This is a genomic window from Candidatus Nanosalina sp. VS9-1 (assembly GCF_047555085.1).
Lineage (GTDB): Archaea > Nanohalarchaeota > Nanosalinia > Nanosalinales > Nanosalinaceae > Nanosalina.
In genome coordinates this window covers 739,938-758,632 of sequence record NZ_CP180230.1, presented here as the reverse complement: position 1 = coordinate 758,632, position 18,695 = coordinate 739,938, and the positions used below count along the sequence as shown (strand labels likewise).

Here is an 18,695-nt window from a genome sequence, read left to right as displayed (position 1 = left end):
TTTCGGAGTAATGACACCATGACTCCCGACAGGGTTTATAATATTTTGCCGGAAGTTAATGGTATACGAGGACGTCAATTATGGGATACTACAAGTACGCTAGAGAAAACTACAATCAGCCAAAAGAGAATCTTGATGAACTTTGGCAGGAAAGACTGGTAGAATGGAGAAAACAGGAAGCAGTAGTAGAAGTTGAGAATCCTACGAGACGTCCTAAAGCAAGAGAAAAAGGATACAAAGCAAAGAACGGATTCAAGATCGTACGCGTAAAAGTAGACAAGGGAGGCACAAAGAGGAAGAGGCCTGACGCAGGAAGAGCGCCTAGCAAGACAGGACAGAGCCGTTACTCCCGCAAGAAGTCAAAACAGGTAATCGGAGAACAGCGCGTATCAAGAAAATACTCCAATCTGGAAGTACTTGACTCCTACTGGGTAGCAGAAGACGGAAACAGGAAATGGTTCGAAGTAATAATGGTAGATCCTGACCATCCTGAAATCCAGAGCGACGACGATCTCAAATGGATTGCAGATAACAGAGATCGAGCAGAGAGAGGAGTTACGCCTGCAGCAAAGAGTTCAAGAGGCCAGGACAACAAAGGCACAGGAGCAGAGAAAGTAAGGCCTTCACAGAACGCTAAAGGCAACAGAGGAAAGTAAAAAACATATTCCTCATTCTATTCTCATATACTCATTTTTCATTTCTCCGCAACTAACTAATCATTTCTTCCCTGATTAATTTTCCATGAGTTACGTCGATCCCTGCATAGAGACACAGGACAAAGAAATACACGGGAAAGCCAGAGAAATTGGCTGGGACTCGACAAACGCTGACTTCAACACAGTCTTTCTGGAGGCCTCTGACTGGGGAGAACTCAAGAAAAAAATATCACAGAACAGAGAGGACGCCGATATACTTGTATTCAGAGCGGGAAACGAAGAACTTGACAGGAAAGCAGTCTCTGATCCCAGACTTGATGTACTTCTTTCACCGGGAAAAGGACGCAGCGAAACAGGAGTTGACAAAGTCATAGCTGAAAAAGCAGCTGAAAACGGAGTGGCGATAGGCCTCAGCTTCAGGCGGATGATCAAGGCCTCAAAAAAGAAGAAGAAGGTATCAGTGATGTCGGACTGGCGTCAGATCTTCCGTATATGTGAAAAATTTGATACAAAGTATCTGATAACTACCGGAGCCGAGGAAAAATTTGATCTAAGATCTCCAAAAGATCTGAAATCACTTGTCCGTTCTCTAAACGGTGATGCAGAGAAATCTCTTGACACTTCAGATCAGATGCTACAGGAAAACATGAAAAAATCCGGAGAAGACTTTGTAAGGCCGGGAGTTGAGAAAAAATGAATACAGATCCTTCACAGAGGCCTTCGTACCGGTATATCAAGTTCAAGATACACTCAGAAAGCGAAATAAAGTTCGAGGAGCTTCTTGAGGCATACTGGGATACTATTCCGGAATTTGTAGGCCTTAAGGATTTCAGCGATGCAGATGCATGGCTGATAAAAAACAAGTTTAATCAGGAAGAACAGGAAGCGGTTATCAGGGTTAAAAGAGAGTATGAGGTTGATATGAAAGCTGCTCTGACGTTGCTGAGAAACTTTGATGGTACTCGAGGATTTGCTGAGGTTGAAAGAGTGTCAGGAGCTATCTCCGGAGTCAGTTGACAGGAAACTCATCGTCTCTCCTACATCACCTATCAGAAGTTCAAATCCTCTGATCGATCTCTCTATGAGGCCTTCAGGATCGTCGTCTCCGGTGTTGTTCATCTGCTGCTGGTCATCTGGCTGTGTGATGTTTTCTGGAGGCCTGTCGTTTCCCGGATCTGCCGGTTCATCTGCCAGGCTGATAACTACGTAACTGCTTGTTAGAAGGGTTAATACTCCGAATAGCAGTACTAGCTGTCTGGTTGTCTCTTTCAAAATTTATTCACCTTCGAGGCCTTCAGTTTAATTCATTGTTAAAGGATTCATTTAAAAGAGTTCCTTTAAATACTGTTTATAAAGGATTTAAATGTTTCTTAGTCCGTTGAAACGGAGAATCCCAAGGTGACTTCAAAAAATGGTTGATGACGACGATATAAGCATTCAGAACGTGGTTGCATCGGCAACTTTCGATCAATCACTTCCGCTTGACAGAATAGCTATATACCTAGAAAACACTGAGTACGAGCCTGAGCAGTTCCCGGGCCTGGTTTACAGGCTTGAGGAGCCGAAAGCCGCAGCGTTGCTTTTCGGTTCAGGGAAGATTGTCTGCACAGGTACACAGAGTCCTGAACAGGCCAAGGAGGCAACTCACAAGATCATCGAGGAGCTGAAAGAGGCTGATGTAGAGATTACAAACAAGCCAGAGATCACGGTACAGAACATCGTGGCATCATCTGAGCTTGATGCAACTCTGAACTTGAACAGGATCGCTTTCGAGCTTGTTGGAACAGAGTACGAGCCTGAGCAGTTCCCGGGCCTGGTTTACAGGCTTGATGATCCTGAGGTAGTCTTCCTGCTGTTCAGTTCCGGTAATCTCGTATGTACTGGTGGAAAGACGTATGAGGACGTCAAGCGAGGGATTGCCAACATGGAAGAAGATCTCAAGGAAATCGGTGCAATGGAATAAGGCCTTTCAGAGGCCTTCCACTTATTTTCTATTTATTTCGCTCTGTTTCTCTGCCAGCTTTCTGTTCTCTACCGGTTGTGATTTATGATTTTTTGCATACATGTTTGATGTATGGAATACGGGGAGGCGGTCAGCGAATTCGAGGAATTTTTCTCCAATAAATACTACGATACTGTTAATGAAGTTGTCAGGGATGGAGAAGATTCGATAGTGGTTGATTTCCAGGAGATGGATGCCTTCAACTTTGAGTTAAGTGAGTTTCTACGGGAGAGTCCTGAAAGTGCGATAAGTGCAGCTGAGGAAGGGCTTCTGGGTGTTGATCTTGTTACGGATGAAGAGATCCGTGTAAGATTTGAGAACATGCCGGAGGAGGACTTCGTATTCCTGAGAAATCTTCGTTCCAAGCACATCGGCAACTTCATACCTATCGAAGGTATGATCAAGAGGGCCTCTCAGGTAAAGCCGGAAGTTATTTCGGCAGAGTTCCAGTGTACTAACTGCGGGGAGATTGTGGAGAAGGAGCAGGACTCGACAAAGCTGAAATCTCCGTACAAGTGTGAGGCCTGTGGATCCAGAAAGTTCGAGGTCCACAACAAGATAATGACAGATACGCAGATGGTACAGATCGAGGAGAATCCGGAGTCAAGAGAAGGTTCCGAGCAGCCGTCCGCCCTATCAGTTCGACTTGAAGGAGATCTTGTTGATCCGGATTTCCAGAAGAAGATCGTACCTGGAAACGTTGTCCACATAACAGGAGTTCTCCGTGAGAAGCCTCTGAAGAAGGATTCAAAGAAGTTTGATATCTATATGGAGGCCAACAGTGTTGAGCCAACGCAGCAGGAGTTCGAGCAGCTTGAGTTAAGTGATAAAGAAGAGGAAGAGATTGAGGAGATGGCTAAAGATCCGGAGATCTTCAAGAAGATTTCAAGCTCTATAGCTCCTTCTATATACGGCCACGATGAGATAAAGGAGGCCATTGCGCTACAGCTGTTCGGGGGAGTAAAGAAAACTAGAGATGACGGCGTCAAAAGCCGTGGAGATTTACATATACTACTTATTGGAGAGCCAGGAACAGGAAAATCCCAGTTACTCAAATTTACGGGGGAACTGGCGCCAAAGGGAAGATACGTTGTTGGAAAGTCCTCTACAGGCGCAGGATTGACAGCTTCTGTAGTGAAAGAGGAATCTACAGGAGAATTCTCTCTTGAGGCCGGAGCAGTTGTCCTCGCCCACAAGGGAATGGCGGCGATCGACGAGATCGACAAGATGGCAGCTGAGGATCGTTCCTCGCTGCACGAGGCCATGGAGCAGCAGCAGATCTCTGTTTCCAAGGCGAACATCCAGGCAACTCTGAATGCTGAGACTTCTATTCTCGCTGCTGGAAATCCAAAGCTTGGAAGATTTGATCCTTATGAGCCGATCCCACAGCAGATCAACATCGGGGATACACTGCTTTCCAGATTTGATTTCATCTTCCCTGTAAAGGATCAGCCGGACAAGGAGAAAGATACAAAGCTTTCCAGTCAGGTGCTGCAGAATCATCTTGATCCTGAGGAGACAGAGGCAGAGATATCTCAGAAACAGCTGCGTAAGTATATTGCGTACGCTCAGAGGATGAGGCCTCAGTTGACGCAGGAGGCTGCGGACAAGATTCAGGATTTCTACATCAGTATGCGTTCCCGTGGATACGATGAAGAGGGGAACAGTGTTCCGATTACCGCTCGACAGCTTGAGGCCTTGGTAAGAATTGCAGAGGCCTCTGCAAGGACAGAGTTGAGTGATAAAGTTACTGAGAAGGATGCGGAGAGAGCTATCAGGATTCTGAAGTACTCGCTTGAACAGGTAGGTGTTGATCCGGAGACAGGAGAGTTCGACGCCGATATAATCGAGTCAGGTGTCTCAAGCTCTGAAAGAAATAGATTGCAGAGTGTCAAGCATATCATCAATGAGATGGCTGAAGATGGAGAAGTGGAGATAGAGGAAGTTCTTGACAGAGCTGAGGAAGAAGACTTTGAAAGAGATCAGGCCGAGGAAGTTATCGAACGCCTGAAGCGTGATGGCGAGCTGTACGAGCCGAAGCAGGGATTCATCCAGAAGATCTAGAAAATTCTGGAAACTTTCTATGCCAAACCTACTTTAACGCGCAGGCCTCTTCTAAAAATGTGAAAAGGAAAGGAATAACGCCTGTGATCGCAGTAGTTCTCTTGATCGCTGTAACTGTAGCAGGATCAGCGACTATATACGAAGTTTTCTCAAGCACTCAAGATCAGGCACAGCAGTTCGAGCCGGAGATAAATCTTAACTCTGAAAGTTTGAGGATCGAAAGCTGCTGGGGCCAACCGGACAATCTCAAACTCAGTATACGGAACGATGCCTCACAGACGATAAATTCTACTAATATTCCTTTCCAGGTGGATGGCGAAGGCCTTGAACTAGGACAGAACTACAGTGTCAGTCAGGATGTAGTTGATCCGCAGGGAACTTTCACAGCAACTCTGACTCCTTCAATCAGTATGACAAGTGAGACACGGATAAATATCCTGACATCGACTGAGACGATAGAATATCGCTGTATGAGGCTTCCTCCGCCTTGATTAGAGGCCTTTATCTGTGATTTCGGATTTTCTGTGTGGCTGATTTAAGAGGCCTTTCACGAGTTTTTTACTTCGAGGCGGTAAAGTTTCTTAAGAGTAAGAATATCTTGAATTTACATGCCACAGCAGAGTAGACAGGTCGCAAAGATTACTACGACTCGGGAACTTAATTCAGGTAAGTATTTTCAGCAGGAAGGATTTGAGCCTAACTATCTTTTGACGCCGGAAGGCCGCAGGCTTTCCCGTGGACGCCTTGTTGGAACTGTTGTGGACACGTTCATCAACGAGGACGAGACATACGCCTCGATCACTGTAGACGACGGAGAAGATACTATCCAGATCAAGTTCTTCAACGAACTTGACGACATGAGAGAGTTCGAATCCGGAGATATAATTGAAGTAGTAGGAAAAGTCCGGGAGTATCAGGGAGAAATCTACTTGAACGGTGAGATTCTGGAGAATCAGGATGTAGAGAAAGAGCTTCTTCACAAGCTAAGGCACAAGAAACAGCTTGAAGAATGGAAGCAGATCTACGATACAATCAAACAGCTCAAGGAATCCGGAAAAGATCAGGATGAGATAGAGAAAGAGATGGCCGGAAAGCTTACGGAAGAGGAAGTAGACTCCGTCATGCAGAGCTTCGGAGAACAGTTCGACACCGTCCAGACAGAGGAAACAGTTGAGAATCTTGAAAGAGACGTCCTTGAAGCAGTAGAAGAGCTTGACGACGGCGAAGGAGCAGACTACAGCGAAATTCTGGAAACAGTTGAAGATGCCGACGAAGACCAGCTTGAAGACACAATCAACTCGCTACTCAGCGACGGAACCTGCTACGAGCCAAAGCCAGGAAAGATCAAGAAACTTTAAAGAAAAAGAGTAGGTTTTTCACCTACTCAGAATCCAAAGTCCGTTAAGTCCGGCTCCAACAAAAAATGCGAGCCATCCTTCTGGTTTGCCGGAGAATATCAGTCCTCCGCCTACTACCATTGCTATCGATGGCGGCGACTTAGCAATCATTTTTACGAAGGCGTGTCTGGTTAAGATATCTATTTGTCTCTCAATACCGGAGAAACATAAGAATTGTTACTTTAAAGTAAAAATGTAGTTTATGGGTTCGAGAGACGTTGTAAATTATGCCGAAGATAAGAATGTGGAGGAGGCCTTTGAGTTAGGCGAAGAATCTCGGATCGATGAGGCCTTTGAATATCTTGCTGGGGACGATGTCGAGTACCTGGCGTCTGAGGGCTGGATGTTCGGAGGGGATACTCTCCAGGTTGTCCGTGGTGCAGAGACTCCTGACGGCGACTATCTATTCCAGATATCCCAGAGAACTGTAACTGATAAGGGTAACAGCGGCGACAGTCTATTCCTGTACGATCCTGAGGCCCGTGAACTGTATGATTGGAGTCAGGACATGTTCACGGATAGTTCTGACAGATACTCGGACAGGAAGTGGCACGCCGATGGAATACCAGAGACAAATGTTCCCAGGATACTGGGCCTGGAGGAAGTAGAGGGAAGGAGAAGTTCCACTCCTTATGATATCGTTGAAGGCCTGGATACATGGAGGGATATGGAGAGGGCCTTTGACGCCGTTGAAGCGGAGAGGATGGAGCAGGCAGATAGATTGAGAGAAAGAGATTTCGCAGGATTCGTCCGTGGATCTGTCACAGAGGCCCTAGATTTAGAGGAGCGGTATCCGGAAAATGCTGATGAGATGTCGAGACAAGCTCAGTTACTGATAGAGTTGAAGTATCAAGCCGACGAAAATTTTGAGTTCGGAGAATTTCCCGTTTCTGAAAAAGAGTAGATACCGCTTGAATTAAGAAATTCACGTTCTAACTTTCTTTTATGACTGACGATTATGAAGATCTCCTGGAAAAAGGCCTGGAAGAAGTACCGGAAGAATCAGGATCCGGTGAACGTTTCGAGATGCCTGAAGTAGATACCAGGAAGGATGGATCTAAAACTATAGTTGTAAACTTTTCCGAGATAGCGGATAAGCTTAACAGGGAGAAGGACAGGCTTTCCAAGTATCTGCAGAATGAACTGGGTACTGCAGGAAGACTGAAGGAGGGAGAGCTTGTACTTAATGGAGAGCTCAGAAGAGGAAATATTCAGGGAAGGCTACAGAACTTCGCTGAAGACTTTGTTTTCTGCCCGGAGTGTGACAGCCCTGATACAGAGATCGTTAAGGAAAAAGGCGTCCAGCTTCTGAAGTGCCAGGCCTGCGGAGCCAGAAACCCTCTTAACTCGGCTTAAAAGGCCTTCTGTGCTTTATTTTTCTTTCGAGGCCTTCTTTTTCCTCGTGACAGGTATGCGCATTTAAAAGAGTTCAAGAGAACTCTTGTTTTATTCACTTTAAGAGGTGTCAATTAATTATGCCAGAACAACCAGAAATGAACGAACAGCAGATCATGCAGCTATTCCAGCAGAAGCTAGGTAACCTTGAACTTACAGTTCAGGCCCTGCTTAACATCCTAGACGAAGAAGACGTCGTTTCACAGGAAGATATCAACGAACGCGCACAGCAGATCGTCGAGGAGATGCAGGAACAGCAGGAAGGAATGGAACAGCCAGGACACGACCACGATCACGAGGAATAATTCCTCCAGTCGTTTCCTGAGTTCCTATACAAATTCACGCCTGTTGCAAGACAGGCCTTTCACATATATTTTCTCAAAAAAATTTTTCCAGAATTTAAACGAATTCTTTCGGATCTTTTCCGCCTATGACAACTTCTCTGTAGTACTTACATCTCTCGAAGCAGTTTTCATTGTCGACGTGGCCTTTAGATTTACATGTCTCTCTTCCATGCGTGATAAGTAATCTATGGAATCCATACTTGATTTCATCCGGCACGATTTCTTCTAAAATGTCGTGACTTTTCGTCCTCGAGGCCTTCTCCGGCACTAGTTCGAATCTTTTCGAGATCCTGTGGACATGTGTATCGACGGGGATCACAGGCTTCTTGAAATGGAAGCAAAGTATCACAGCAGCTGTCTTGGGGCCTATGCCAGGGATGTCTGTCAGCCATTTCTTCCCTTCTTCAACACTCATATCGTTCAGGAACTCGATGCTGTACTCATCTTCACGCTCCCTGGTGATCCGCAAGGCCTCCTGTATTCTCTCCGCCTTTGTCGGGCCTAATCCCGCTACTCTGATAGTATCGACAAGCTCCTCGTAATCTCCTTTTTCGACTTTCTCCCAGGAATCGTATTTTTCTTTCAGCTGCTTGAAGGCCTTGTCACGATTGATATCGTTCGTGTTCTGAGAAAGAATAGTTTCAACAAGATAATCAACACCGGACATGCTGCTCGGCTCAGGGGCCTCTCCGTAACGATCTTTCAGGCCCTGATAGATTTCACGGATCTCATCCTCAGAAACATTTTTCGGATTCGGCATAACTAGAAACGAATGAACTTGAAGTTATAAAATACATCCGCAGAAACAGGCCTCGAGGAATCAAAGCCGCCAAGATACTCTGCATCGATATCCTCGCACAATCTCTTATCGCCGAGGACAAAAATTTCTCCACTGATTTCTTTCAAGGCCTCGTTAACTTTCTTCACGTGTCCTGATATCTGTTCTTCCCTCTTCCTCTCAAATCTTCCCTGCGAGAATCCGCCTTTCTTCTGCTTCCTGTTGACACGAGTCTTCACGCGATCAACTTTCTCGAAACTTCCTGAGGCCTCTCTGAAAATTTCGGTCTCTCCCATAGAGGCCAGCACCCAGTACTTTTCCTTCTCTACAAAATCAAGGATTTTTCCAGGCCTGAAATTTTTCCCAAGGCTCCAGAAGCTTTCTAGGAAAGGCCTTGTCCTGATCTTCCAGCGGAAAAACTTTTCATCCGTGAAGACTACAGAGCTTCCGTCTTTCTGGATCTCAGTGAAAACTTCCTGGCTGACAGAGTTCTTCAGCGCCTTTAAATCGTCTAGACTGTTCTTCCCGCTGTAGACAGTCAGTAAATCCTCTTCATCTGAGTTAACTGTAGATGTTTTCTCCAGGCCTCTCATTACTTCTTCGAAGCCAAGTTCGATGTCTCTGTTTCTATCTTCTCTTTTTTCCTCTTGTTTATCATTTTTCTGAGGTCTGTTCTCCAGCTTCTGCTGAAGTTTGTTCAGTTTCTCTTCTGCTTCCTGTTTTTTCCTGGAGAGGTCGCTTCTTCTTTCTTTTTCAGCCTCGAAGCGTTCCTGAAACTTTTCTTTTTCATTTTTAGAGGCCTCTAATTCTTCCTCCAGCTGTTCGATTTTATCCTCCAGCTGTTCGATCTTTTTAGAGTAGCCCCAGGGAGTTTTCACATTCAAGTTTTTCGCTGTAAAAGTTTTTACGGTTTGAGGTGCAGAAAGGCCTCTTAGATGCAGGAAAATCCTTTTAAGTTTCAATTGCTACGTGGTAGTTAGTTGATACATAATGACTGAGATGACAGTTGAGGAACTCGACCCTGAAGCTGACGATGTCGAAATCACAGGAGAAATCGCTGAACTTCCAACTCCAAGAGCAGTATCCACAAGATATGGGCAGAAAAGGATTGTTACTGTGGTTTTCGAGGACGACACCGGACAGGTCGACCTGACGCTTTGGGAAGAGGAAATTGATGCCATCGAGGAAGGAGCTAAAGTACATATCGAAGGCGCCTACGTCCGTGAATGGGCAGACGACATCCAGCTGAACATCAGCAGGGACGGAAGCATCGAGAAAGTCGAAGAGTAAACTGAGAGGCCTCAACTGGGCCCTCCATGCATATTCTCTTTTTATCATCGATCTTCATATTTATCTGTAAAATGTTTCCTTCTTATGGGGGTTTCTTTTTCACTCAGTTATGCGAAACTAGATGTTAGAGGTGCAGTATCAGTTGCAAAAATCTTGCTTCAGAAAATTTACAGGCCTGTTCATACTTATCCTGGTCGCAGGTTTATCCATTTCTTCTGCACAGGAGTACGAGGTTAAGGCCTTTGAGCAGGTAGGTAATCATACATGGACTGTTCCTGACAACGTGGATGAGGCACACGTACTTGTAGTAGCTGGTGGGGGTGGAGGCGGTGCTACTAGAGGCGGCGGTGGTGGTGCTGGTGGTGTTGTCTATGATAGCGTTGATGTTTCACAGAATGATACTATTTCTATATCTGTTGGAGATGGTGGTAACGGAGGAACTAATCCGGGGGATGGTTCCTGTGGTTATGGAGCGAAAAATAATGCTGAAAACGGTGAGAAATCCAGTTTCGGATCTATCTCTGTTGAGGGAGGTGGGGGTGGTGCACCACATGGTTGTGATGGAAAAGATGGTGCTTCAGGAGGTGGAGGCGGAACAGATTATGGGACAGGAGGAGAATCTTTGACAAGTAATGGGTATTCAGGAGGTGATGCCGATGTTAACTGTGGTAGATCAGGTCTAGCAGCTGGTGGAGGTGGTGCTGGAGAAACAGGACTAGATTCTGAATGTTCTGATGAATATATTCAACAGCCAGGAGATGGTGGAGATGGAGTATACTACGGGGATGTATTCGGAGATGAATATGGAGAAAATGGCTGGTTTGCAGGAGGTGGCGGAGGAGGGCATGAAGGCCGAACAGATATATCTGGAGAAGTGAGAGCTGCCTATGGAGGTCAAGGAGGAGGGGGCAATAGTGCTGCGCCAAGCGATGGGCAATCATCATCAGCTGATGGTCATAATGCTATGGAAAATACGGGTGGAGGTGGCGGAGGAGGTAACTATGAATTTGGATCTGGAGGAGACGGAGGGTCAGGAGTCGTCCTGATACGCTATCAGAGTGATTTCGTTATCTGCGATCGTAGAGGCCTCTTCAACGAGTGTATATCGAACTCAACTCACGATATTTCAGGCAGATCTTTCGAGCTTTCTTCTGTCTTTCAGTCTGAGGTCTCTTCTGTGTTTGAGTCTCTGGGCTCTAAAGCTACCTTGAATGTTTCCAACTCTACTGTTTTGTCAGGGAGCTGGCATGGGTCATTTGATATACTGAGCTTCGGGGCTGCTCGTCTGAAGGAAGGAGCCAGTTTCAGGCCTGAGAACGGAAGAATACTGATCAGCTGAAAATGTAGATGGTTTTTTCAAGTTTGTACAGGCGTTTACAGTTATGGGCGTTGAGGACCGTATCGAGGAACTGGAGGAAAAACTCCAGAAAACTCCTGTGAATAAGGCTACTGAGAAGGAGAGAGGCCGTATCAAAAGCCAGATCGCCAAGCTAAAGGAGAAGAAACAGAAACTGGCGAAAGGTACAGGAGATACATCCGGATACGCCGTTGAAAAAAGAGGCGATGCAACTGTCGCTCTAGTCGGTTTTCCCAGTGTCGGCAAATCAACACTTCTCAACGAGCTAACGAATGCAGAAGTTGACACCGGTGCATACGAGTTCACAACTCTGGAAGTTAATCCGGGAATGCTGAAGCATAAAGGAGCAAATATACAGATACTTGACGTCCCAGGCCTCATCGGAGGGGCAGCAGACGGTAGAGGCGGAGGAACACAGGTACTCTCCGTAGTAAGAAACGCTGATCTTATCCTGATAGTTCTTGATCCTGAAGAGATGAGAGAAAAGGAGATCACGGACGAAGTCTATAAAGCAGGCCTCAGAATGAACAAAAAGCCTCCAAATGTTAGAGTAGAGAAAAAGGACAGGGGAGGAATCAACGTCTCATCAACAGTAGATCTTGACATACAGGAAGATACAATACAGGATTTAATGTATGAAAACGGCTATACTAACGCTGAAGTAATAATCAGAGAGGATTTAGGCCTTGACAGATTCATCGATGCGCTTATGGACAATAGAAAGTATCTTCCAGGCATCAAGGTCATCAACAAGGCAGATATGATTGATGACAGATCTGAATTCGATGAATACGATCTTTTGATCTCCGCAGAGACTGGTGAAGGCCTTGGAGAACTCAGAGACATGATTTTCGAGAAGATGGGGCTGTTAAGAGTGTACATGAAGGAGAAAAACGAGGAGCCGGATAAAGACGAGCCCCTGATCCTCAGAGAAGGAGATACTATAGAAGATGCTCTTGAATTCCTGCCAGGCGATATGAAGGATCGATTCAAGCATGCCAGAGTGACAGGGCCTAGTTCAAAGTTCCCGGAGCAGAAGGTAGGCCTTGAACATGAGTTAGAGGATGAAGATATTCTTCAACTCACTCTAAGACATATTTAGGTCCTGTAGAGGCCCTGAAATTTCCAGAACTTTTAGCGATCGTTATTCCTGTTTTGAGGCCTGTATAAACGGTTTTGAACCTTTCTGAACGATAAGCGTGTTTTTTGGTTTAGGTTTATAAGCTTTAACCGGGATCTTGGTAGTATGGTTGAGTCAGATTTTCTTGACGACACCGGACATCAGATACCAGTCCAGTTCTCACAGGACAGGCTTCTAAGCAGGGTAGTTACTGCTGCAAGAGGCATCCTAGGTTAATTGGATCACTCCATATCATTTTCTTTACTTTTCATTCTGTACGTATTCGACAAGATTTCTCTACCATATGTTGCCCTGTTTTAAATAATTTTAGGCCTGAAAAAGGTTCTATGGCTGTAAGACATGATAGGTCCCAGACAAAGAAGTCAGGCGGTAAAACCAGGGCTTACCGGAAGTCCAGAAAGTATGATCTAGGAAGAGAGTTCTCCAGTCCAGGACTGGGAGAGCAGAAAGTTGTAACTAAAGACGCACGAGGAAGCACACAGAAAAGCGTCGCCAAAAGAAGCGAAAAAGTTAACATTTCAGTCGACGGAGAAGTAAAAAACGCTGAAATCGAATCAGTAGTCGACAACCCGGCGAACGACAACTACGTCCGCAGAAGCCTCCTAACCAAAGGAACAATCATCCAGACAAGCGAAGGAAAGGCCAGAATCACGTCAAGGCCTGGACAGGACGGCGTAGTCAACGCAACACTGGTAGAGGAATAAAAACTCCTCTCCAGATCTCTACTTCTCATCTCAACTACTCAACTTTTTACCTTGAGGCCTCATTTTTTCTCCGCAAAAATTCCGTCTAGAACTTGCTTAAAACGCTGGAAACTAACAGCATTTATATAATTTGTTAGGCCTATCCAGTGTTACAGGTGCAGCTTTTACATGGCTAACAACAACAAGCGTCCTTTTGACGTACTAGATAAGGCAAAGGAAGGAAACGTACTGATTAAACTCAAGAAGTTCGGAGGAGAGGAGACAACAGTTTCAGGAGAACTACAGGCCTTCGACAAACACCTAAACGTATGGCTACAGAATGCCACCGTTAAAGGCGAAGAAAACACTACAGAATACGGCAGACTGTTCGTAAGAGGAGACAACGTACTCTTCGTAAGTCCAGAATAAACATTTATACTAAAAAACTCATAGAGGCCTGAAACAAGGCCTCTCATGGGTCCGTAGCTCAGTCTGGCAGAGCACCGGGCTTTTAATCACCTCAAGGTTCTCCACGAGAACCGGGGAATAAGAAAATCTCTGATTTTCGGAAAAGATACCCGGCCGTCGTGGGTTCAAATCCCACCGGACCCGAACACATATTTCCAACAGGTGAAGATTTCAATGGACTACTTTCTCATCGCAGCATTACTGCTTCTCATAATCGGAGTTGCAGGAAGCATAATACCTGGAATGCCGGGCCTAGCAGCATCTCTTCTGGGAGTAGGCCTCTACTGGTGGAGCACAGGCTACACCGAGCCAGGAGCACTTTTCCTCTGGATAACAGCTTTCCTCGGAGCTACAGGCCTCATAGTAGACTGGTTCTCAGGAGCTATTACAGCAAAAGCAGGAGGAGCATCAGGTAAAACTTCTGTAGCAGCAGGCATAGCAGGATTCATAGGATTCTTCATCCTCGGAGGCCCGATCGGAGTCATAATCGCCTCAGGCCTAACAGTCTTCATCAGAGAATATCTCAGAACCGGAGATATGCAGAAAAGCAGAAAAGCAGGAATTTACTCGGCTCTCGGTATACTGGCCTCTACATTCACACAGGCCTTGATCGCAGTAACAATCCTTGCAGGATTCGTTATCGCAGTAATCTTCTAGAAAAACTTTCCCTTGATTTTTAATCGACAAGCTCTTCCGGGAAACCGACAACCTTTGTCTCGTACTCTCCGCCTTCACCGGCAGGATGGAAACGATACTCGTCCGCTAACTCCAGAAGATCCTCAACACCTTCTTTATCCAGAACTTTGCCTTCCCAATCCTCTGAGAGACCTCTAGCCGCCACATCAGTTATTTTAACATCGAAGCCTTCCCGTACAAGCCAGTGCATGTACTGTTTCTGATCAAACTGCCACAGCGGTGTGAAAACTTTCAGGCCTACCTCTTCAGCGACTTTATCCACGCGATCTCGCTGATAACTTGACTCAATAGCGCCGGCGACAACTCCTTCAACATCAAATTTTTCCTTCGCTTTTTCCAGGCCTTTACGCAGATCTTCAAGCTCTTTTTCTTTTTCTCCCTTTGTTTCCTGTGTTATAAGCGGAATACCAAGTTTTTCTGATTGCCATTCCAGGTCTTTATCCGATTTCTTCGAGTCGAACATGTAAGAGGCCTTGTTTTCAGATCTCAGGGTTAGAAGACACGATATTTCGTTGTTTCGACGCCACATGCGGAACAAAGCTGCGTTCGAGTCCTTTCCTCCTGAAGTAAGAGCAACAAGTTTCTTATTAGGTTTTTCACGGAACTGGTTGACGTATTTCTGTTTCTGGTCAAAGCCGGAGTTTTTCGCCAGTTTCCCTACAGCCTTGTCAAAGTTTGATCCGTACTGTGCAGCAACTTTTTTCCGCCACGCCACATCTTCAGGGACGCCAAGCTTCTCCGCAGCCTTCCTCAAAACATATTTACGGTACTCTTCGGTCCTTTTCATATCTTCAGGTATAGAAAGTGCATACTCAACAAGTTCTTCATCCAGGAAAGGTACTCGTAACTCCCTGCCATTCCTGAAACTTACTACGTTATCCCGATACAGATCTTCATGGAAAATCCCTCTCAGATCGGACAGACACTCCTTGTTCAGGTATCCCTGCTGCCGTGCGTAACCAGCATAAAGCTGTTCGGAACCGAATCCCGTGAAAACGACCTGCTCAGAGGCCTGATTCTTCTGCGCCAGACTGAAATGGAAAGGCAGAGCCACTCCAAGCTTCACGACGTTAGTAGTAGAGATCCAGTCCACAAGATCCGGTAAAACTTTCTCTACCTCTTCTAGGGAGGCCTCGTATCTTTCCAGAGGGAATCCCATTTTTTCAGCTACTTCGTGGGCCTTTTCGTAGTCTCTTGGAGCTGAGACGTTCCCGTGCTGTATCCCTGCGGTGTATGCAGTGAAATCTTTATCGAGTTCCTGTAAAGCCGCTGCCACAAGAGTGGAGTCTAGGCCTCCAGAGAAAAGAAGTCCGACATCTCCTTCAGGCACTCTTTTCTCCACAGCTTTCAGGAATATCTCCTTGATCTGTTCTGCTGTTTCGTCTATGTTTTCATCTGTAACTTTTTCCTGTTCATCCGCGGTTATCTCGAAGAATTCTCTCTGCCTGAAAGAGGTTTCCTGGCTCTCCAGGTCGTGGACAAGTATCTGTCTCGGGTGAAGCTCCTTTATTTCTGTGAATCCTTCCTTTTCCAGAGCCTGTTTCTCCGAGGCGAATGCGAATTCTTTTTCAGAGTACCAGATCGGGTTAACGCCGAGTCTGTCACGTGCAAGTATAATTTCACCGTTTTTCAGATATGCGAATGCGTATATCCCGTCGATTTCTTTCAGGCCTTTGACTCCTTTTTTCTCAAGCAGTTTGAGAAGTGTTTCTGCATCGTTTTCCGTATCCCAGCCGTATTTTCTGTTCAGTTCCTTCCAGTTGTATATCTCGCAGTTCGCTGACAGGAGGCCTTCTTCTTCCAGTGGTTGTTCGACTGTTCCAACGACGGAATGAAGGTAATGGCCTAGAGAAAAGTTTTCTGTTTCTTCGATGCTGCAGCTCTGGCCTCTATGCTTCAGATGCCTGTTCAAGGCCTTTACTGTTTCTTTTTCACGTGCTCCAGTGATTCCACACATCTATGGTTTCTAATTGGAAAGGGAAGGTTTTTGATACTGGGACATCATTTCAGAGGCAGGTGAAAAAAGATATGTTCAAACGACTTCGAGACGCCGTCGACGAGTACGGAGAAGTCATGGTGCTGACAGACTCCGGAGAGGAACACGAACTCCATAAACACAACTCCGAGTTCCTGGAAAGCTCAGGCCTTGTCAAAGTCGATGCCGACGACGAGATCCACTGGCTTGATCTGGAAAAGATAGAGCGCTACTGGATTCACAAAGACTTCTAAAAAGGCCTCCAATTTTTCATTTCCTGTTTTTTCTTGACAGACACTCTGATTAAGCTTATATTTTCATTACACAAACTTCTACCCATGGTACGCTGGAATCCTGGAGAGCTGACAAGAAGAGATTCTACAGGCCTCACAGACGAGGCCAGGAATGATTTCTCTTCAGGCCTCCGACAGGGTTACGAGCTTGGAAGCCTGGCTGACGGCCTCGTTGCATATTATCCTTTTGACGGAACGGTCGAGGACAAGGCCCTGAATCACGACGGGACAGATAATACTTCTGCAGGTTTTGTATCTGGAAAGATCGGTCAGGCGAAGGCCTTTGATGGAAATGATGACTACGTGGATACCGGTGAAAAATTCAGTGTCGGGTCTATGGATCAGTTGACGATGTCTGCATGGATATATGACAGAGGCGGCGGGTCAAGCGATGAATTCAACATACTTGCAAATTACGATGGAAGTGACGGCACCCTGTTCCGCTACGACTACAGTTCCGGTGTCCAGCTCTGGTTTGGCGGTTCTCAACACAATCTTGAAAGCGGCTGGCCTCAGGGACAGTGGATCCACGTCTGCGTGACTTACGACGGTTCCAAGATAAGATACTACAGAGGAGGAAACCTGATCTCAACAGTGAACGCAACAGAATCAACTTCCTCTTCAAATACAACAAAGATCGGTAACAGAGGAGACGGACAGTACTTCACAGACGGATATATAGACGACGTCAGAATATATGACAGAGTGCTAAGCACAGCAGAAGTAGAGGCCCTGTATCAGAGGACGTCTACTCAAAATATTACTGATCAGGACAGACTGACTTCGGGCCTTGTCGGGCACTGGCCTCTCAACGAAGACGGCTCAGGGAAGGCCTACGATCTATCTGGTAGAGGCAATGATTCCACTTCTGTAACTGGTACTACTACAGCCGCAGGCCTTGGAGGAGCGAAGGCCAGAAGTTTCGATGGCAGCGATGATCAGATCCAGATTCCTGATTCTCCGGTAGGAGGAGGGTCTAGATCAACTGTTACCGGATGGTTCAAAGCTGAAGAGACCCCTAATTCGATTAATGCTATCCTGCAGAGTGGAAGTGATCCTGATTCTCCTCCTGACTGGCAGATAGCTGAACTTAGAGATTCAGGAGTATTCAGATCATATTATGTCGAGTCTGGAGGGAACTTGGTGGAGTTCGTTAGTTCGGAAACTTTTAATGACGGCGAATGGCATTTTTTCACACTCGTCGTCGATCTCACAGAGGATAAGTATGAAGTATACCTTGACGCTCAAAATAAGGCCTCGCTATCAATTCCTAACGACTCTTCTCTGCTTGACGAAAAAATATTGATTGGAAATATGGCTCAGAGGAATTACAACTGGAAAGGCCAGATCCAGGATGTAAGATTCTACAACAGAACTCTTTCAAAATCCGAAATTGAGACTCTGGCGAGGATGGGAGGCCTTGATGTATGACTAGGGATATTTCACAGGCCTCGACTCATCCGGATAAAGTGAGGCCTGCTTCTGCTGTCTCACGCTGGAGTATGGACAGTTCTGATGTCAGTTCAGGAACTTTACAGGATTCCTGGGGGAGCAATGATGGATCTCTGAATGGTGGAATTACTACAGGCGCTTCCGGTGTCGGAGGCTCTGAGGCCTTCAGTTTCGACGGAAGCGATGATTATGTAGCCGTGGGGGATGTGCTAGGAGGTTTTACACGGCTCACTGTTTCCTCGTGGGTGAAAGTAACGGGTTCAAGTTCCAACAGCAGTTACAATGTTGTGGTTGGAAACTCGGGCGCGTATGTCCTGTCTTATCAAGATGATACAGATGATTTCCTCTTCAGGTTAGGTCTTGATGGCGGAAAAGTTGATTTACGGGCGGGAATTGGATCGGTGATAAATACTGGATGGTATCATATTACCGGCACTTGGGATGGTTCAAAACAACGTATCTACGTGAACGGCTCGAAAGTTAGCGAACAATCTGCGTCAGGGACGATGGGGGATACAAGTGGAAAACATATGATCATGGGAAGTCTTGACACAAATGCAGATGGGCAGGGACAGTCCAAATATATGTTTAAAGGAAAAATTGATGAGGTCCGGATTTACAGTGAGGCCTTGTCTCAGCAGCAGGTCTGGAAGCTGTATAATGTTGGGAGAAATGCTAATTGGGGATTTTCAAGGAGTTGAATC

23 protein-coding genes and 1 tRNA gene are annotated in these 18,695 nt (G+C 45.9%); 20 read left to right on the top strand and 4 right to left on the bottom strand.

The window, feature by feature from the left end; genetic code table 11:
• The first annotated feature begins 80 nt into the window (after positions 1-80).
• The 3 genes from ACK3SF_RS04455 to ACK3SF_RS04445 all read left to right on the top strand — a co-directional run bounded on the left by ACK3SF_RS04455 (position 81) and on the right by ACK3SF_RS04445 (position 1,673).
• Positions 81-656, top strand: a complete 576-nt coding sequence (locus ACK3SF_RS04455) for a 50S ribosomal protein L15e (RefSeq protein WP_414837494.1) — start codon at positions 81-83, stop codon at positions 654-656.
• A gap of 85 nt (positions 657-741) precedes the next feature.
• The gene (locus ACK3SF_RS04450) at positions 742-1,353 is read left to right on the top strand and encodes an RNase P subunit p30 family protein (RefSeq protein WP_414837493.1); all 612 of its coding nucleotides are present in this window, start codon (positions 742-744) and stop codon (positions 1,351-1,353) included.
• The gene (locus tag ACK3SF_RS04445) at positions 1,350-1,673 is read left to right on the top strand and encodes an Rpp14/Pop5 family protein (RefSeq protein ID WP_414837492.1); all 324 of its coding nucleotides are present in this window, start codon (positions 1,350-1,352) and stop codon (positions 1,671-1,673) included. The genes ACK3SF_RS04450 and ACK3SF_RS04445 overlap by 4 nt, the downstream gene beginning before the upstream one ends.
• Here the strand turns inward: ACK3SF_RS04445 and ACK3SF_RS04440 are convergent.
• Positions 1,647-1,928 carry a hypothetical protein gene (locus ACK3SF_RS04440; protein WP_414837491.1) on the bottom strand — a complete coding sequence of 94 codons (282 nt, stop codon included), beginning with the start codon at positions 1,926-1,928 and terminating at the stop codon, positions 1,647-1,649. The two genes, ACK3SF_RS04445 and ACK3SF_RS04440, sit on opposite strands and share 27 nt — an antisense overlap.
• A gap of 139 nt (positions 1,929-2,067) precedes the next feature.
• On the opposite strand from ACK3SF_RS04440, the gene ACK3SF_RS04435 reads away from it, so the two are divergent.
• The 7 genes from ACK3SF_RS04435 to ACK3SF_RS04405 all read left to right on the top strand — a co-directional run bounded on the left by ACK3SF_RS04435 (position 2,068) and on the right by ACK3SF_RS04405 (position 7,819).
• Positions 2,068-2,619: a TATA-box-binding protein gene (locus ACK3SF_RS04435; RefSeq protein ID WP_414837490.1), complete on the top strand. Its 552-nt coding sequence runs from the start codon at positions 2,068-2,070 to the stop codon at positions 2,617-2,619.
• 111 nt (positions 2,620-2,730) lie between these two features.
• Entirely contained in the window at positions 2,731-4,722 is a 1,992-nt protein-coding gene (locus ACK3SF_RS04430) for a minichromosome maintenance protein MCM (RefSeq protein WP_414837489.1), read from the top strand.
• A 59-nt stretch (positions 4,723-4,781) separates the two neighbouring features.
• Positions 4,782-5,213 (top strand): archaellin/type IV pilin N-terminal domain-containing protein, encoded by a 432-nt coding sequence (locus ACK3SF_RS04425; protein ID WP_414837488.1) that lies wholly within the window; start codon positions 4,782-4,784, stop codon positions 5,211-5,213.
• Between the two features lie 117 nt (positions 5,214-5,330).
• A complete protein-coding gene (locus tag ACK3SF_RS04420; RefSeq protein WP_414837487.1) occupies positions 5,331-6,080 on the top strand; it encodes an OB-fold nucleic acid binding domain-containing protein in 750 nt (249 codons plus the stop codon).
• Between the two features lie 241 nt (positions 6,081-6,321).
• The gene (locus ACK3SF_RS04415) at positions 6,322-7,023 is read left to right on the top strand and encodes a hypothetical protein (RefSeq protein WP_414837486.1); all 702 of its coding nucleotides are present in this window, start codon (positions 6,322-6,324) and stop codon (positions 7,021-7,023) included.
• A 41-nt stretch (positions 7,024-7,064) separates the two neighbouring features.
• A complete protein-coding gene (locus ACK3SF_RS04410) occupies positions 7,065-7,475 on the top strand; it encodes a translation initiation factor IF-2 subunit beta (RefSeq protein WP_414837485.1) in 411 nt (136 codons plus the stop codon).
• 119 nt (positions 7,476-7,594) lie between these two features.
• A complete protein-coding gene (locus tag ACK3SF_RS04405; protein ID WP_414837484.1) occupies positions 7,595-7,819 on the top strand; it encodes a hypothetical protein in 225 nt (74 codons plus the stop codon).
• A 94-nt stretch (positions 7,820-7,913) separates the two neighbouring features.
• Here the strand turns inward: ACK3SF_RS04405 and ACK3SF_RS04400 are convergent, their stop codons facing one another.
• Both ACK3SF_RS04400 and ACK3SF_RS04395 read right to left on the bottom strand, forming a co-directional pair.
• Positions 7,914-8,618, bottom strand: coding sequence for an endonuclease III domain-containing protein (locus ACK3SF_RS04400; protein ID WP_414837483.1), 705 nt, complete (start codon positions 8,616-8,618; stop codon positions 7,914-7,916).
• A gap of 2 nt (positions 8,619-8,620) precedes the next feature.
• Positions 8,621-9,514: a Vms1/Ankzf1 family peptidyl-tRNA hydrolase gene (locus ACK3SF_RS04395; protein WP_414837482.1), complete on the bottom strand. Its 894-nt coding sequence runs from the start codon at positions 9,512-9,514 to the stop codon at positions 8,621-8,623.
• 112 nt (positions 9,515-9,626) lie between these two features.
• On the opposite strand from ACK3SF_RS04395, the gene ACK3SF_RS04390 reads away from it, so the two are divergent.
• The 7 genes from ACK3SF_RS04390 to ACK3SF_RS04360 all read left to right on the top strand — a co-directional run bounded on the left by ACK3SF_RS04390 (position 9,627) and on the right by ACK3SF_RS04360 (position 14,232).
• Positions 9,627-9,926: an OB-fold nucleic acid binding domain-containing protein gene (locus tag ACK3SF_RS04390; RefSeq protein ID WP_414837481.1), complete on the top strand. Its 300-nt coding sequence runs from the start codon at positions 9,627-9,629 to the stop codon at positions 9,924-9,926.
• A gap of 142 nt (positions 9,927-10,068) precedes the next feature.
• Positions 10,069-11,265 (top strand): glycine-rich domain-containing protein, encoded by a 1,197-nt coding sequence (locus ACK3SF_RS04385; protein ID WP_414837480.1) that lies wholly within the window; start codon positions 10,069-10,071, stop codon positions 11,263-11,265.
• A gap of 43 nt (positions 11,266-11,308) precedes the next feature.
• A complete protein-coding gene (locus ACK3SF_RS04380) occupies positions 11,309-12,385 on the top strand; it encodes an OBG GTPase family GTP-binding protein (protein WP_414837479.1) in 1,077 nt (358 codons plus the stop codon).
• A gap of 365 nt (positions 12,386-12,750) precedes the next feature.
• Positions 12,751-13,128 (top strand): 30S ribosomal protein S8e, encoded by a 378-nt coding sequence (locus tag ACK3SF_RS04375; protein WP_414837478.1) that lies wholly within the window; start codon positions 12,751-12,753, stop codon positions 13,126-13,128.
• Between the two features lie 168 nt (positions 13,129-13,296).
• On the top strand, positions 13,297-13,536 hold the full coding sequence (locus ACK3SF_RS04370; protein ID WP_414837477.1) for an LSm family protein: 240 nt from the start codon (positions 13,297-13,299) through the stop codon (positions 13,534-13,536).
• 47 nt (positions 13,537-13,583) lie between these two features.
• Positions 13,584-13,719, top strand: a tRNA-Lys gene (locus ACK3SF_RS04365).
• Between the two features lie 30 nt (positions 13,720-13,749).
• Positions 13,750-14,232: a DUF456 domain-containing protein gene (locus tag ACK3SF_RS04360; protein WP_414837476.1), complete on the top strand. Its 483-nt coding sequence runs from the start codon at positions 13,750-13,752 to the stop codon at positions 14,230-14,232.
• 19 nt (positions 14,233-14,251) lie between these two features.
• Here the strand turns inward: ACK3SF_RS04360 and ACK3SF_RS04355 are convergent, their stop codons facing one another.
• Positions 14,252-16,228, bottom strand: coding sequence for a diphthine--ammonia ligase (locus tag ACK3SF_RS04355; protein ID WP_414837475.1), 1,977 nt, complete (start codon positions 16,226-16,228; stop codon positions 14,252-14,254).
• Positions 16,229-16,299: 71 nt separating this feature from the next.
• Here ACK3SF_RS04355 and ACK3SF_RS04350 point away from each other — a divergent pair, with 71 nt between their 5' ends.
• From ACK3SF_RS04350 to ACK3SF_RS04340, 3 genes are all read left to right on the top strand, one after another.
• Entirely contained in the window at positions 16,300-16,500 is a 201-nt protein-coding gene (locus tag ACK3SF_RS04350) for a hypothetical protein (RefSeq protein WP_414837474.1), read from the top strand.
• An 84-nt stretch (positions 16,501-16,584) separates the two neighbouring features.
• The gene (locus ACK3SF_RS04345; RefSeq protein ID WP_414837473.1) at positions 16,585-17,970 is read left to right on the top strand and encodes a LamG domain-containing protein; all 1,386 of its coding nucleotides are present in this window, start codon (positions 16,585-16,587) and stop codon (positions 17,968-17,970) included.
• Positions 17,967-18,692 carry a LamG domain-containing protein gene (locus ACK3SF_RS04340; RefSeq protein WP_414837472.1) on the top strand — a complete coding sequence of 242 codons (726 nt, stop codon included), beginning with the start codon at positions 17,967-17,969 and terminating at the stop codon, positions 18,690-18,692. Before ACK3SF_RS04345 ends, ACK3SF_RS04340 begins: the two co-directional genes overlap by 4 nt.
• The last annotated feature ends 3 nt before the right edge of the window (positions 18,693-18,695 follow it).

Coding starts and splice junctions, on each gene's coding strand:
- ACK3SF_RS04415 (WP_414837486.1), top strand. CDS start 6,322: ATGGGTTCGAGAGACGTTGTAAATTATGCCGAAGATAAGAATGTGGAG.
- ACK3SF_RS04405 (WP_414837484.1), top strand. CDS start 7,595: ATGCCAGAACAACCAGAAATGAACGAACAGCAGATCATGCAGCTATTC.
- ACK3SF_RS04445 (WP_414837492.1), top strand. CDS start 1,350: ATGAATACAGATCCTTCACAGAGGCCTTCGTACCGGTATATCAAGTTC.
- ACK3SF_RS04450 (WP_414837493.1), top strand. CDS start 742: ATGAGTTACGTCGATCCCTGCATAGAGACACAGGACAAAGAAATACAC.
- ACK3SF_RS04360 (WP_414837476.1), top strand. CDS start 13,750: ATGGACTACTTTCTCATCGCAGCATTACTGCTTCTCATAATCGGAGTT.
- ACK3SF_RS04410 (WP_414837485.1), top strand. CDS start 7,065: ATGACTGACGATTATGAAGATCTCCTGGAAAAAGGCCTGGAAGAAGTA.
- ACK3SF_RS04430 (WP_414837489.1), top strand. CDS start 2,731: ATGGAATACGGGGAGGCGGTCAGCGAATTCGAGGAATTTTTCTCCAAT.
- ACK3SF_RS04370 (WP_414837477.1), top strand. CDS start 13,297: ATGGCTAACAACAACAAGCGTCCTTTTGACGTACTAGATAAGGCAAAG.
- ACK3SF_RS04355 (WP_414837475.1), bottom strand. CDS start 16,228: ATGTGTGGAATCACTGGAGCACGTGAAAAAGAAACAGTAAAGGCCTTG.
- ACK3SF_RS04435 (WP_414837490.1), top strand. CDS start 2,068: ATGGTTGATGACGACGATATAAGCATTCAGAACGTGGTTGCATCGGCA.
- ACK3SF_RS04375 (WP_414837478.1), top strand. CDS start 12,751: ATGGCTGTAAGACATGATAGGTCCCAGACAAAGAAGTCAGGCGGTAAA.
- ACK3SF_RS04390 (WP_414837481.1), top strand. CDS start 9,627: ATGACTGAGATGACAGTTGAGGAACTCGACCCTGAAGCTGACGATGTC.
- ACK3SF_RS04420 (WP_414837487.1), top strand. CDS start 5,331: ATGCCACAGCAGAGTAGACAGGTCGCAAAGATTACTACGACTCGGGAA.
- ACK3SF_RS04455 (WP_414837494.1), top strand. CDS start 81: ATGGGATACTACAAGTACGCTAGAGAAAACTACAATCAGCCAAAAGAG.
- ACK3SF_RS04345 (WP_414837473.1), top strand. CDS start 16,585: ATGGTACGCTGGAATCCTGGAGAGCTGACAAGAAGAGATTCTACAGGC.
- ACK3SF_RS04380 (WP_414837479.1), top strand. CDS start 11,309: ATGGGCGTTGAGGACCGTATCGAGGAACTGGAGGAAAAACTCCAGAAA.
- ACK3SF_RS04350 (WP_414837474.1), top strand. CDS start 16,300: ATGTTCAAACGACTTCGAGACGCCGTCGACGAGTACGGAGAAGTCATG.
- ACK3SF_RS04400 (WP_414837483.1), bottom strand. CDS start 8,618: ATGCCGAATCCGAAAAATGTTTCTGAGGATGAGATCCGTGAAATCTAT.
- ACK3SF_RS04340 (WP_414837472.1), top strand. CDS start 17,967: ATGACTAGGGATATTTCACAGGCCTCGACTCATCCGGATAAAGTGAGG.